We start from the raw sequence: 12,264 nt of genomic DNA, 5'->3' as shown, positions 1-12,264 counted from the left end.
AACAGAGTATTCGAAACCCAGGAGGCAATCGTCGAAGCCTGCTGCAGCGCTTGGAACAGCCTGGTGGCGCAGCCAGATAAAATAACCTCAATCGCAACACGGAGCTGGGCAAAACAGGTCAATGCTTAACGCCGTTGGTATCAGTATCCCTCTACCGGCCATCGCCCAATCACCAGCGGCCGGGGCTTGCGAGGTGGCCGCGGCGGGATACCCGCGCGCGACCAGACCGGCATGACAGGCGGCTTCTCTGGTTTTTCACCGGGCTTGAGGAAGGATCTCATCGCGGCACCTCTGCGAATGCCGCGTCGCAAAGCCGGCGCGTGCTTTTTCCCAGCTCGGCGCCCAACTCCGCGGCAACAACCGGCAGACAGCCGCGTACCATCCGGCGCAGTGAGGATAGTTCGGCGTCAACATCAAAAGCGTTCGCCTCATGGTCGTTCTCCACCAGATCTTCCAGGCGGTCTTCCATGAGTTTGAGCATCGCCAGAACGTCGCCCATGTCGCGGGGCTTCAGGAACGATGCTGCTTGCGCGATGGGCTCCTGATAGTCCCAGAGAAGCCGCTGGTGCGCCAAGTTAAGCCGTCTCTGTAGGTGGTCATCCTTGGGGATTTTCACGCTCTGCTCGTCCAGGTCATCATAGGCGGCCCTGGCCTGCTCGATCAGTTGGTACATGCCAGCCGTTGATAGGCCGGTTCGCACTGGCGAAAGCGCGGCGACCGCCGGGGGAGACTTCTGCTTTGATACGGCGTTCATGCCGCGCCTCCCCCGAGCAGAGTGCCCAGCGCAGCAATGCCCCCAAAAGTGAGCGCCTTCCTACGGTGTGTGCTATATTGGCTTGTGGCCATCATTGTTTATTCCCGTGATGATGGGGCTGCACGGCGGGGCAGTGCTTCTACACTGTCCCGCCACCCCGTTGCCCGGTACCGCCGGGCTCGGATCTCAGAGGAAGGAAGCGCCTACGCGCGATGTCTGCCGAACACTTCGATTAGCGCGTTCATACCAAGGCATCCTTCAGACTGTCGCGGCGCTCGATTCCGCGGTGGGGTGTAAAGCGAAAGAATTTGTCGGACTTCGGCGCCCAGAGCACGTAAGCGTCCGGGGCGTGATCACCGGGGGTGGCAACCTTCGCGACGACTTCCAGGCTGGTCATGAAACCCACCTTCACCGTCTCACCGATCGCCCAGGACTGAGTGGCCTTGGCGCCGTTGCTGGTCTTGCGGCCGGTGCGGCTGGAGTAGGTTGCGAAGGCCATTGGGTTTTTCCTCATTTTTAGGCTGGGTGGCGTTGTTCCCAGCATCCGCCGGATGTTCATATTAACGATATCATTGATATGACAGTGCAAACGTCGTTGTCAATATCTTTGATATGAATTATATCGTTCGTATGGAGACTTCTTACCCCGTCAAAAAGGCCCTGCAGTTCACCGCAGAACAGTGGGAGAAGGTTCGCGCCTTCCGCTTCGATCGGAAGATTGGCACCGAAGCCGAGGCCGTCCGGTTGCTAATCGACATGGGTTTGAAGGTGGCGGACCAGAAAAATGTCGTCTTTAAGCCGGAGGACTAAGCCGCAGCCGACAACTATATTAACTGTTTGACAGTTTTTCTTGGTCCCCTTAGGCTCGTTGCAAATTCAGGAAGATCAATTATGGCAACGATGATTATGCTCAAGCATAAGGATACGGGGATAATCAAAAAGGGCTTTTACGGCTTTTCCTGGACCACGTTCTTTTTTGGCGCCATTCCAGCCCTCTTTCGGCAGGACTTTATCACGTTCATCGGCGCCTTTGTTGTTATGGTCATACTCGGGTGCATCACGTTCGGAATCGGAACCTTCGTTGCAATGGTCGCTTGGGCTTTCATGTATAATAAATATTATACGCGCCGCCTCATCGAAAGGGGCTATGAGTTTAATGACTCCCCTGGCCGAACGGAGGCTGCATGTGCGGCCTTAGGGATTGCAATGCCCAGAGCAGAGCAAACAGCCGTCGCGGGTTGAACGAGCGTCATTCGGCGTCATTACATTCTGGAATTTCTGATGCGCAATTTTGGCTTTTTGGCTGCCTCAGTCCTCTTTTTCGCCTGGGCTCTCCCGGCAACGGCGGACGAACAAGTGACCCCATTAGCTGTTAGCGGTGACTGGATGGCGGCTGCGCACTCAGATTCGATTACAGATCCCCCGGATGTTTGCATGGCTATGGAGCCTAGCGCCAAGTTCTTCATACGAGTGGACAATACTGACATCGAATTCCGGCTAGCTAACGACTCCTGGTCACTTCCGGCCGGTGTAACCGGCACGCTAGAGGTCGACGTCAACGGCAAGAAATATCCCTTGGACATCACGAGCAATACAAGCACGATGGTGTCTGCAACCGTTGGTCAAGACGTTTTTCTGAAAATTGTCGGTGACATGAACAAGGCGAGCTCAATGAGCGTAATCGCCGGCAGCGCGGCGCCTGTTCAAGTCCCCCTGGACGGCAGTAACACGGTTATGAATGCCTTCCTCACCTGCGCAAACATCCATGCGCCCAGTCAAGGTGGCGGGACGAATCCTTTTCAGAGTTCGGCTGCTTCCGGAGACTAGCAGATTCTTTTGACCAACCTTCAATTTTGTTGGGAAGATCTCGGAGAAATCAAAATGGCCGCCTTTACTACTCGCGTCGAGCTTCATGATGCCGTTTCAAGCGACTACGATAAACTCCATGAAGAAATGAAGAACCGAGGTTTTAAACAAACCGTCCGTTCGGATGACGGGATCACATACCAGTTGCCAGACGCGGAGTATAACTACAGTGGCGATATTACGCGATTAGAGGTGCGCGATAAGGCGAAGGCAGCCGCGTCTCAGGTAAAAAAATCGTTTGGCATTCTGGTTACCGAGTCAGACGGTCGGGCCTGGTACGGCTTGGAGAAGGTTTAAGACGCGATGAAAGCAGTAGCGTGGCCGGACTTGTCGAAGGAGGAACAGGACGCGCTTCTTCGTCTTCCCACAAATACGTCATTTCTGACGAAGGCGATGGCTGACAGATTGCTAGTTTTAGGACTGGCCGAACGAAATCTAGGAGGCATTGGCATCAGCCGAAAGGGAGAGGCGTTAATTGCTCCTCTCATTGCAGCGGCCCGACGCCGACGCGGTGATCTTTCTTAGCCACGCGTAGTGGCATGCAGGCTCACGCCAGTAACGCCGAAGGCGTCGGGGGCACGTTCTTAGCCGTCACGCTCATGCCGAACCCGCCGTCCTGGGATAGCTCGCAGCTGATCCGGTCCGGATAATAGCTCTGGTCGAAGGCAGTGCCGGTGCCGGTGAGCACGATCAGATTGCGTGGCGTCAGGACCGTATCGCCCGGAATTTCAAACTCGATTGTGCGCAGATGCCTGGTGATGTCGGCATAACGTTGGTTTGCAATGTCGATTGCGCCCTGAGGCGTCAGATTCGGCACATAGAACACATAATCTTGCGTGCCTTGGCCGGGGCTGGTCTTGTAGTCAGGGTCGGCCGTTTTCGCGACGATCGGCTTCGATTGCAGCGAATTCCACGACTTGACCGTGACTGACACACCCTTGGCGAGGGTTAGGCTGTGCTCAAGGCTCAGGCCGATGACATTGCTTACCGGTATTCCGTCCTGGTCCAACGTCCAGAAAATATTGTAGGCGTCCGCCGTGGTCGCGGTCAGGCTGGACGACGTCGATGTGATGGAGCGACAGCTGCCAGAGGATAATCACGCAGATAAATCCAGCAGCACCACCCGCCTGATTGGCGGCGGAGAGAGATGTGGTTTTCATAGGTTAACCTCTGAGGTTAAGGAGCGCGGAGGGGGCGGCGCGTTTTTCGGGCTTTTCGCCTAATTGGCGGGCGGTTATTTCGGCGCATCAGAGCGCTAGCACGGCAGCCCTTGACCATTCCCGCGAAAACGGTTCATCTGAGTTTACTTTTGTTTCAAGAACGCGCGATCCACAGGTATTAAGGCGTGCAAAGCAAAAATACCGGTTACATAGAGCGGCTTGACCATTTGCGGTTCCTGGCTGCCGCGCTCGTTCTGCTGTTCCACTCATGGCTTATGATGGGAGGCCCTTCACACGCCGGCTTGCGTATCCCTCTGATTGTCCAGGGACATGTCGGCGTTCAGCTTTTCATGGTGATCAGCGGGTTCATTCTCGCCGTAATCAGTCATGGCAAAGAAATCGATCCTCTACGGTTTTATTGGAACCGTGCGCTTCGCATCTATCCGCTTCTCGTGTTCGTCGCCGCCTTGGGTTATTTCTCGACGCCCGATGGGCGGCCGGCTTCGAGTGTGGCCGACTTTCTCATAGCGCTGTCGCCGATATCAAATCTTTCGCGATTGAATTACGGCCCTTTCGGCGGCCAGCTATGGACTATCGCCGTCGAGCTGCAATTCTACCTTCTCTTCCCGCTCTTTCACTCCATGCTGGCGCGTCGTGGGCCGCGCTATCATCTGTCTCTGATCGCCCTCCTGATCGTATTGCGTGCCGCCGTCTTCCAGATAAATGGGACCGTGGCCGACATGAGCTATTACTCCATTTTCGGAGCGCTTGACGCATTCCTTGCAGGACAGATCTGCGGCTGGCTTTATCGAGAGGGGCGCTTTCATCTCAAAAATCCGATTTGGGCGGTCGGCACCTTTGCGGCTTTAAACGCCCTTCTCTGGCTCGTGTTTCGCGGCAACTTCTTCATCGTCGCGCCGCCGTCCGGTTATACCGGCCCCGCGACGAGCCCAAGCCCTCTTTGGATCATCTGGCCCGACATCCTCGCGATCATCTTCGCGATCATGATCCCGGCCTACATCCAGTGCACACTTAAAATCCCGCTTTCAAAACTGTGGAGTACCTGCGGCCGCTACAGCTACTCGATCTATCTCTGGCATATCCTGGTCATCACGGTGATCCAGAGCCTGCATCCGGCGACCATTAGCCCGTATGTTGTCGGCGTCATTGCGCTGCTTGCGACCATCCCACTCGCCGCAGCTAGCTATCATCTGATCGAGAGGCCATTCCTCGAGCGTCGGGTTGTCTATACCGCGCTCTCGGTTGCCGCTACCCAGAAACTCTCTGCGGCTGAGTAGTCTAGGGCCATCCGATCAGCCTTCGTTGATCACGCGATAGCCCAACGTATAGGTAGCCACTCCCCCAGCAACGACGCCCAACAATGTGGCAAAATGCATCCCTTCGGCGAGAGATTGGTCATTCTGTGACGCGGCTGGACCCGGAATGTTGGCAGATGTAAGGGTGATCGAAGTGGCATAGCCGGGCAGCCCCGACGTGACGTCGAACCCGATATAGGCTCCCGCGCTTGCGTTAGCGGTCGTGTTTGAGACTTCTCCGATGGCATCCGCAGTCGTGAAGGAACTCGCCCAGGAGAGGAACACCACGCGGGCAGCGGATGTGATTTCCGCACCGCTTGATGATCCACCAGCGACGGCGGTGATGCTATTCTGACCGACCACGGAACGACGATTGAACCAGTTCAGGACGCCACGGAACGCCATTGCGTCTGAGAATTGACCGGAGGTCGTCGTATAGATCATGCCCACGAGCGTTAGTGCCGTGTTCCCGGTCATCGTCTGCACGCCATTCGACGCCATACTGTAGGTTGTGGCCGAAATGGTGAGTGACGGCGCTGCGGTCGTGCCGCCAAGGTAGACGTAATAAAGCGTGGAGTCCGCAAGGCCGGAGTTAGTGATAGACACACCTGCCGCAGGAAGCTGCAATGGTAGGCCGTTCACGATGACGTTGATGCCGTTGTAGGGGCTCAGCAGAAGCGATGTGGTGCTGGCGGCCGATAGGCGGCACTGACCGTGGCCGTTTGTCACTTGGGGCAGCGTGAACGGCAGGAACGGCGCTCCCGCCGCGGGTGTGATGCCGCCCGCCGTAATGGTCGTCTGCCCGTGGTTCACGGTGATGACATACAGAGGCACCCAACCGGAAGTGGTCGCGGGCGTCGTCTGTGTTCCGGTGTTGGCCGGCGCGCCCGCGAGAAGCTGGAGATCCACACTTTGGACGCGCATCGTGTTCTGCGCCGCGCCGCTATTCGACGGCCCGGAATACGGCGTCGAAGGGCTCGCGGGATTGACATAGGGCAGCACAACCGCCGTGCCGTCCTGCTCCAGGAACGAAGCTTCGATCAGATAGTTGATCGACTGGCCAGAAGTTGTCGGCGCGGTGAGCGTGAAACTCGTGCCTGCCGATTCCGCGTTGATACCCATTTTCATGAGCGGACTCGTATCCGCAGACAGAGACCCGTAGGCAGTCGTGTCGATCTCTTCGAAGCTCCAGATCGCGCCGGGGCCGACGTTTACCGTCAGCGAGGCTGGCGACGTGGGGGTGCATGCGAGGCCCGCGACGCCGGTTGCCGTGCCCATGGTCGATTGCAGCAACCAGCCGATGGCCTTCATGATGCCGCGCTGGGGGCCGAGGACGTCCGTGGCTTGAGGGATGGACGAGGGATATACGATCAAGCGATCCAAAATGGAGATCCTTCTAAGGGAAAAGGCGCCTCCCGGCGCGGGGTTGAGAAATGGTTAGTCTGGGCGGCAGGCAGCAGAGTTAAGCGATCAGGTTAAGTTTTGTGGGTTGCGGGCCGCCACCCTGCGCGCTGGCGACCCGCGCCTCTACCGGTGGAACCCACACGTTCCGGCAGAGGATTTGTGATCAGGCCGCCGGTTTCCGAGAACCGGCGTGACCGAGCGCCCAGGCCAGAGACCCGTGCCGGCGCTCTGCCCCGTTTGCCAGATCGTAAATCGCTATGCGCATTTTCGAGCCGCGGGCAGGAATTGACAGGAAGTTGTATGCCGCCGCCGGGTGCTTCGCATGCGGCGCGCAGGGCGATGAGTTCGCTTCAATGCGAAGCTTCTCGAATTCCTCGTTGAACGCATCGATGTCGGCGAGCTTCGCCTTCACCTGGTCGAGAAGGTCATCGGCCCCGTGAGCAAGCTGGCTGCGGCGTTCCATCAACTCGGCATGACGAGCGTTTAGCCAGATGGTTTCGTGCGACCGAAGATCCTCTCGCGCCGTCGCATGGGCCTGTTCGGCGCCGGCCAGCGCGACCTTGGCAAAGGCGAGGCAGGATTCGGTGTTCCGGGCGTCTTCCTCGACCGTATGGATCTGTTCGGCCGTGACGCCATCGCCGGCAGTGCTAGCGGCGAGCAACTGGTTTTTGGCGGTGATGGCCGCGGCGTGCGCCGCGTTGGCCTGCTGGTATAGCTGGCGGCCTTTGGTGAGCCGGTCGGCTGCGGCGTTGAAGGCGTGGTCAGCGGCGATATGGGCGGGCACCTTCGCGGTGTTCGACATGGCGTGTGGGTCCTTTAGGTTTAGGAGTTGCGCCAGGCGCGATTGCGGCGGGCGATTTCATATTCCGCGTCCGTCATCGCGAGCGCGGGCTTGGTGGCCTTGTGCGCTGCCGGGGGAGGCGGCGTGGTCGTGCTGCTCGTGGTGTTCGCGGGCGACGACGCCGTGTCGGGTGCGGCCGCGGTGCGCCAGGCTCTGGCCTTCATCGCTTTTGCGAAGTCGGCATCGGATAAAGTATCGGCTAGGGGCCGGAATGTCATTGGTTAGCGTCCCATTATGTTGAGGTGCATTAAGCGCGTCGGGCGAGATTGGGCGCCGAGAGCAAGTTCGGTAATCGCCCAAACCAAGGCATCGAGCCGATCAGGCGACGGCATGCCGCTGTTGGGTTCCCACTGGCACAGCTGGTCTTCTAGTGTCGGGAAGTTGCCAACATGATGCACCCGGCGCTGTTCATAGAGGGCGACAACTGGTTCGGCGCGTACCGCCTTGCCACGGCTGGCGTGGACCATTCTGATCGGCACTGACGGGGCGCAAGCGCGGATGGTTGCCTCTACCATCGCACCCCCGAAATTCTGTTCGGCGACGATGCGGTCGGCGCGGTGCGAGCGGTAACAGTCAACAGCGCGGCGTGCCCATCCTTCGGGAGAGTATTTGCCGCTAGCATCGGTGAGAACGTAGCAGTGCTTGTCTGCTCCGAGCCCCACGGCAATGATGCCGGTCTCGTCGTTGCCGCGCCCGGAGCCGCCGGCCGGGTCAATAGCGATCACGATCCGCTTGAGCTCCGGTTCTGCAGTGACGCGGGCTTCCTCAAGCATGGCGCGGTTCCAGAGGGCGCCTTCCACATCATCAAGTAGTTCCCCATCGAGCTCCTGCCGGCCCAGCGTCGAGCCGCCGTAGCGGTCCTGGAGGTACTTCAGCGTCGAAGCGTCGAGGTTGGCGGCATTGTCCCGCGTCTTGCCCCGGGTGATGACAGTGCTGGGTGCCGCGATGATGGCCTTGAGTAACGGCAGTGGCTTCGGTGTGGTGCTGATAACAACCTGTGGCGCGTCGCCCTTCGGGCCAGGGATACGCAACGCCATTTGGAGCATGTCCCAGCATGATTCCAGGCTCGGCCATGCCGTAATCTCGTCAAGCCAAGCCGCGTCAAAGTTCGGGCCGCGTAGCCGATCGGGCTCTTCGGCCGAGAAGGTGTAGGCTACGCACCCGTTCGGCCAAACAATGCGGCGCGTGCTGGGCTCATAGCTCGGCCTGAAATCCGGCGGTGAGACTGCCAGGATACCGGATGGCCCCTCGACCTGAATCCGCCTCACAGCGTCGGCCGTGGGGCCGATAATGCCAATCTGGGCACGTTTGCCGCTCTCTGCCTGCGACCGCACCCATTCGGAGCCGGTGCGCGTCTTTCCGAAGCCACGACCGGCCAGAAGGAGCCACGTCCGCCAGTCTGGATCGCCGGGCCGCGGGACAGGTGGCAATTGATCGGGCCGCGCCCAGAACTCCCATGCGTATGCTAAGGCGGCCAAATCCTCGGGCGGCATTCCGGCGAGCATTTCGGCTTGCTGATCGGCCGGCAATGCGGCAAGTCTGTGAGCGGGGGAGAAGTTCACGCTGCACCGCCCATTTTAGCGCCCCAAAATGCCGATTTGTTGCCCCGACGTTGCCCCGCTGGCGAAATTGGCCAAAGAACTTCACAAATCATGTGAATTTTCCTACGTCTTGAATCTAAAACCAAACGGTTGATGACAGTCTGCTCTACAAATTTGCTTGTCATTTAGCGATCTCCGGCGTTTGCTCGGGGAGGACATCGATGGTCGGTGCGGCCGGCGCGGCCAGCTTCGCGAGGCGGTCCAAGAGCACCGAAACAACGCCGTTGGCGTCACCGCGTTGCGGCACGTGGGCAACGGCTGATGCAGATAGCGTCGGGTGCAGGTATCGGCTGGCTCCGAGCGCCGCTTCCAGCCTCAATGCATCAGGTTTCGTTTCATCGGAGGCGATTGAAATGGCGACCATCAGCGGATCTCGCTCAGTCCCAACGATCTCGGCGAGTAACGCGCGAGCTTCCGTGCGCAGGACTTTCACGGCTGCAATGCCGCCTCCTGGTTTACGTCCGGATCCGGACCTTTTTCCACCTCGCGACACGAAAAAACCTCATGTTTGAATTATTGAATAGATGACGGACGGCGGGCGGTTTTCAAGGAAAATATAACCAATTCAGATCACCGCTCTATTCTGAAAACACTGGGAAATATCAGGCTACATCGTGAAACGTCCGGCAGGCGAGTGAAGGATGTGAAGGGTATTCCGGTTAACACCGTTACGCGTGTGTTATTTCTATAACGGGTGATAATAGGGAAATCCTTCACATCCTTCACTCAGATGGTCCGGGGTCGTCATTATAGTAGTTTGAAGAGCGGGGCTGATTGACGACGATCGCTGCCGTAATCCCTTTAAATGCTGCCTTGCCCTTGTCTGGGCCGTTGTCGATCCGGGTTGCCTCAAACCCCCGCGCAATAAGGCTTTGTGAAAATCGCTTCTGCGATCCGGCATGTTCGCCAGCCTGTTCTGCCCAAGTTGTCCAAGACTTAAACAAGGTCGAGCTTGCTGTGACGACGCTCTTCGTTTCAACGCAGCACTCAGCGAACCACTGTCCGAAGGCGTCCTCTGCCTCGAAATACTCATTCGTGGCTGCGGTGACGCACGACGGCGGATTGAGGCCGTTCGCCTGCCAATCGAGACACCCCGCGATGGCCCATTTCAGAATCCCCGGCCACTCTTCCTTGAGCTTTTCGGGCAGTTCGGGGTCGCGTTCCCCCGCTGCGATCTTGGCGGCGAACGGAATGAGATTGAACCGCCTGCGGATGGCGTCATCAACATTGCGGAGGCCGGGCTTGTGGTTGCCTGCGATAAAGAGCTTGAACGCGGGCAGGAACGTGAAGAAGTCCTGACGCATGAAGCGTGCGGTGATCGGGTCGCCGCCGGTCATCGCTTTGATCCGTGATTCCGCCCATTTGCGGCCTTCCTCGGTTTCTTGTGCCGTCACCAGCCGCGCGCCGCGGAGCATGGCGAGGTCGGTAGGATGCCGATCCGTACTGCTGGCCGTGAAGGTATCTATCGAGGCGACAGTGGCATAACCGCCCATGATGCCGGTTATGGTGTTGAGATAAACACCCTTGCCATTGCCGCCAGTGCCATAGCCGAAGAACAGCGCGTGTTCCCGAGTGCTTCCTGTGAGGCTATAGCCCGCAACGCGCTGCAGGAATTTCTGGAGCTCCTCGTCATTGTTGGTGATCTTTTGGAGGAATGCTTCCCACATGGGGCACACGCCGCCAGGGGCAACGGCTGTGACCTTCGTCATGTGATCGTCGGGCCGATGCGCCCGCATCCTTCCGACCCGGAGGTCCACCACGCCGCCGGGCGTGTTCAGAAGCCAATGGTCTGCATCCCATTGTTCGACCGTAGCGGCGTGTCGGCGGTCCGCACGGGCCAGACGTTCGACGGCTGCCACCGTTTGGGCTTTGGCAATGCCGATCGCAATGTTGGTGTCGTTGCACATGGCGCTGGCCTCGCGGCAGATGGTCCGCGCTCGATCATAGGTCTGGATTGTCTGGTCTGCTTCCCAAGCCTTGCCGGTCCACTGATACCATTTGCCCCAGGCCGCCACATAGCGGAGCGTGTGCGCATACTGCGCGGAAAACTGCAGTGCGAGGGCTTCGTCGGTGAATGCCGGCGGTTGATGATCCTCATGGTTGCTGAGTACCGCGCAGGCTTTCTTCACTTCCGCATCGAGGGTTGAGACGCGGATACCGAGACGGGCGGCTGTTGCATCCCGCACGCGGTCATATTCGATTTGCGACAGGCCGGCGAGCTCAGCGATAGCCAGAGCATCGGGCACACTGCTTTCAGACGGCATAATCGATCCATCCATCAACGAATTCCCTCCGGCAGCGGAGACGTTGACGGATGAGACAAGGCATATACGGCGATTGCCTCGCCTTCTTCTCTGGTTTTACCAGCCTCAAAAATTGCGTCGCTCATTGCGTCTTTCATGTCTTTTTCGGAAAGCAATCCAGCGTTTACGAACCGCGCTAGGTTCCTGGACTGCGCCAAGCATTCAGGATGCCGGGAATTGATTGGTGCGTTCCGCACTTTCACCACAGCATTGCGTAAGGCAGCCCATGCGTATGCGGACGCCCTGGGGCTGTCGGCAGCTGGCAACGGCTTGGGGGCCTGTCGCGGCGGCGGCGCTAAGGCTGCGGGAGATGGAACCATGACGCTCTCTGAGCCGGCGAGGCGCACGATCCGAACCGGTAGGTGATCCTCGCAGTCGTCAAAGACAGGTGCGGCCGTGTAGATGATCTGCGCCGGGCGGAAGATCGAGGCGTCTGCCGGCGCGCCGCGTAACCAGCGGTTCAGCTCGGCGCCTGTGGTAAGGCGAGACAACCAGAACCACAGCCTAAGCCGGAGATCTGGTTTGATGCCGTGCCCGGCCGTTGCCTGGACCAAGCAAGCCGCGTCGCGGAAGGCCACGGGAAGGCGTTGCACGGCGTGGCTGGCGCAAGCGGTTAGGTCGGCGGCATCGATGCCGTCAGGCCGGCTGATTCCCTCGATATCCAGCGCTACCCACCGATGAGGCACGTCTCGCAAGGTGGCAGCATCGCCAGTTTGAGGGTCGGCATGTACCAGGCGGCGGATCTTGGTCGCCTTCGGGCCGTCGATGAGTGCGCCGCGGACGATGCAGAATCTTGGCCGATCTATGAGCCCTGAGATGATCCCGCACAGACCGTCGAGCGTGGCGACGTCGACCTCCCAGGCATCGAATGTCCGGGTGCTGTCATAGTCAACCAGCTCAGTTGACCGGATCATCTTTGCCAGGCGCAATCCGCGTGCGCAGCGGAGGACTGTGATGGTGTCGTCTATTGGCGCGCCAGCGTAAGCCCGCGCGTGGTGAGGTTGAGGCGTCATCTCGAC

At 58.9% G+C, this 12,264-nt stretch carries 15 protein-coding genes; 5 read left to right on the top strand and 10 right to left on the bottom strand.

The window, feature by feature from the left end:
* Positions 1-277: 277 nt before the first annotated feature.
* Both VGG47_RS03785 and VGG47_RS03780 read right to left on the bottom strand, forming a co-directional pair.
* Positions 278-754: a hypothetical protein gene (locus VGG47_RS03785; RefSeq protein ID WP_331535598.1), complete on the bottom strand. Its 477-nt coding sequence runs from the start codon at positions 752-754 to the stop codon at positions 278-280.
* A gap of 241 nt (positions 755-995) precedes the next feature.
* Entirely contained in the window at positions 996-1,253 is a 258-nt protein-coding gene (locus tag VGG47_RS03780; protein WP_331535596.1) for a hypothetical protein, read from the bottom strand.
* A gap of 113 nt (positions 1,254-1,366) precedes the next feature.
* Here VGG47_RS03780 and VGG47_RS03775 point away from each other — a divergent pair, with 113 nt between their 5' ends.
* From VGG47_RS03775 to VGG47_RS03760, 4 genes are all read left to right on the top strand, one after another.
* The gene (locus tag VGG47_RS03775; RefSeq protein WP_331535594.1) at positions 1,367-1,564 is read left to right on the top strand and encodes a hypothetical protein; all 198 of its coding nucleotides are present in this window, start codon (positions 1,367-1,369) and stop codon (positions 1,562-1,564) included.
* Between the two features lie 81 nt (positions 1,565-1,645).
* Entirely contained in the window at positions 1,646-1,996 is a 351-nt protein-coding gene (locus VGG47_RS03770; protein WP_331535592.1) for a hypothetical protein, read from the top strand.
* 39 nt (positions 1,997-2,035) lie between these two features.
* Entirely contained in the window at positions 2,036-2,581 is a 546-nt protein-coding gene (locus VGG47_RS03765; protein WP_331535591.1) for a hypothetical protein, read from the top strand.
* Positions 2,582-2,590: 9 nt separating this feature from the next.
* Complete coding sequence (locus VGG47_RS03760) at positions 2,591-2,917, top strand: hypothetical protein (RefSeq protein WP_331535589.1); 327 nt, start codon at positions 2,591-2,593, stop codon at positions 2,915-2,917.
* Between the two features lie 250 nt (positions 2,918-3,167).
* On the opposite strand, the gene VGG47_RS03755 is transcribed toward VGG47_RS03760, so the two are convergent.
* Positions 3,168-3,554: a hypothetical protein gene (locus VGG47_RS03755; RefSeq protein WP_331535587.1), complete on the bottom strand. Its 387-nt coding sequence runs from the start codon at positions 3,552-3,554 to the stop codon at positions 3,168-3,170.
* Between the two features lie 411 nt (positions 3,555-3,965).
* Here VGG47_RS03755 and VGG47_RS03750 point away from each other — a divergent pair, with 411 nt between their 5' ends.
* Positions 3,966-5,078, top strand: coding sequence for an acyltransferase family protein (locus VGG47_RS03750; RefSeq protein ID WP_331535585.1), 1,113 nt, complete (start codon positions 3,966-3,968; stop codon positions 5,076-5,078).
* Positions 5,079-5,093: 15 nt separating this feature from the next.
* On the opposite strand, the gene VGG47_RS03745 is transcribed toward VGG47_RS03750, so the two are convergent.
* The 7 genes from VGG47_RS03745 to VGG47_RS03715 form a co-directional block, all read right to left on the bottom strand.
* A complete protein-coding gene (locus tag VGG47_RS03745; RefSeq protein ID WP_331535583.1) occupies positions 5,094-6,479 on the bottom strand; it encodes a hypothetical protein in 1,386 nt (461 codons plus the stop codon).
* 184 nt (positions 6,480-6,663) lie between these two features.
* Positions 6,664-7,302 (bottom strand): hypothetical protein, encoded by a 639-nt coding sequence (locus VGG47_RS03740; protein ID WP_331535581.1) that lies wholly within the window; start codon positions 7,300-7,302, stop codon positions 6,664-6,666.
* Between the two features lie 20 nt (positions 7,303-7,322).
* On the bottom strand, positions 7,323-7,559 hold the full coding sequence (locus VGG47_RS03735) for a hypothetical protein (RefSeq protein WP_331535579.1): 237 nt from the start codon (positions 7,557-7,559) through the stop codon (positions 7,323-7,325).
* Positions 7,560-7,562: 3 nt separating this feature from the next.
* On the bottom strand, positions 7,563-8,903 hold the full coding sequence (locus VGG47_RS03730; RefSeq protein ID WP_331535577.1) for a DNA-packaging protein: 1,341 nt from the start codon (positions 8,901-8,903) through the stop codon (positions 7,563-7,565).
* Between the two features lie 160 nt (positions 8,904-9,063).
* Positions 9,064-9,375: a hypothetical protein gene (locus tag VGG47_RS03725; protein ID WP_331535575.1), complete on the bottom strand. Its 312-nt coding sequence runs from the start codon at positions 9,373-9,375 to the stop codon at positions 9,064-9,066.
* A gap of 289 nt (positions 9,376-9,664) precedes the next feature.
* Positions 9,665-11,221, bottom strand: a complete 1,557-nt coding sequence (locus VGG47_RS03720; RefSeq protein WP_331535573.1) for a phage/plasmid primase, P4 family — start codon at positions 11,219-11,221, stop codon at positions 9,665-9,667.
* The gene (locus VGG47_RS03715) at positions 11,221-12,258 is read right to left on the bottom strand and encodes a hypothetical protein (RefSeq protein ID WP_331535571.1); all 1,038 of its coding nucleotides are present in this window, start codon (positions 12,256-12,258) and stop codon (positions 11,221-11,223) included. Before VGG47_RS03715 ends, VGG47_RS03720 begins: the two co-directional genes overlap by 1 nt.
* Positions 12,259-12,264 lie beyond the last annotated feature (6 nt).

Source organism: Acidocella sp., from assembly GCF_036489515.1.
In the GTDB taxonomy this organism is placed as follows: Bacteria; Pseudomonadota; Alphaproteobacteria; order Acetobacterales; family Acetobacteraceae; genus Acidocella.
Note: the sequence above shows the minus strand (reverse complement) of the source record. Positions and strands in the feature narration are given on the sequence as shown.

Excerpts from the sequence above, each read along its gene's own strand:
- VGG47_RS03775 (WP_331535594.1), top strand. The coding sequence starts at position 1,367 with ATGAATTATATCGTTCGTATGGAGACTTCTTACCCCGTCAAAAAGGCC.
- VGG47_RS03770 (WP_331535592.1), top strand. The coding sequence starts at position 1,646 with ATGGCAACGATGATTATGCTCAAGCATAAGGATACGGGGATAATCAAA.
- VGG47_RS03765 (WP_331535591.1), top strand. The coding sequence starts at position 2,036 with ATGCGCAATTTTGGCTTTTTGGCTGCCTCAGTCCTCTTTTTCGCCTGG.
- VGG47_RS03740 (WP_331535581.1), bottom strand. The coding sequence starts at position 7,302 with ATGTCGAACACCGCGAAGGTGCCCGCCCATATCGCCGCTGACCACGCC.
- VGG47_RS03720 (WP_331535573.1), bottom strand. The coding sequence starts at position 11,221 with ATGGATGGATCGATTATGCCGTCTGAAAGCAGTGTGCCCGATGCTCTG.
- VGG47_RS03735 (WP_331535579.1), bottom strand. The coding sequence starts at position 7,559 with ATGACATTCCGGCCCCTAGCCGATACTTTATCCGATGCCGACTTCGCA.
- VGG47_RS03780 (WP_331535596.1), bottom strand. The coding sequence starts at position 1,253 with ATGGCCTTCGCAACCTACTCCAGCCGCACCGGCCGCAAGACCAGCAAC.
- VGG47_RS03785 (WP_331535598.1), bottom strand. The coding sequence starts at position 754 with ATGAACGCCGTATCAAAGCAGAAGTCTCCCCCGGCGGTCGCCGCGCTT.
- VGG47_RS03715 (WP_331535571.1), bottom strand. The coding sequence starts at position 12,258 with ATGACGCCTCAACCTCACCACGCGCGGGCTTACGCTGGCGCGCCAATA.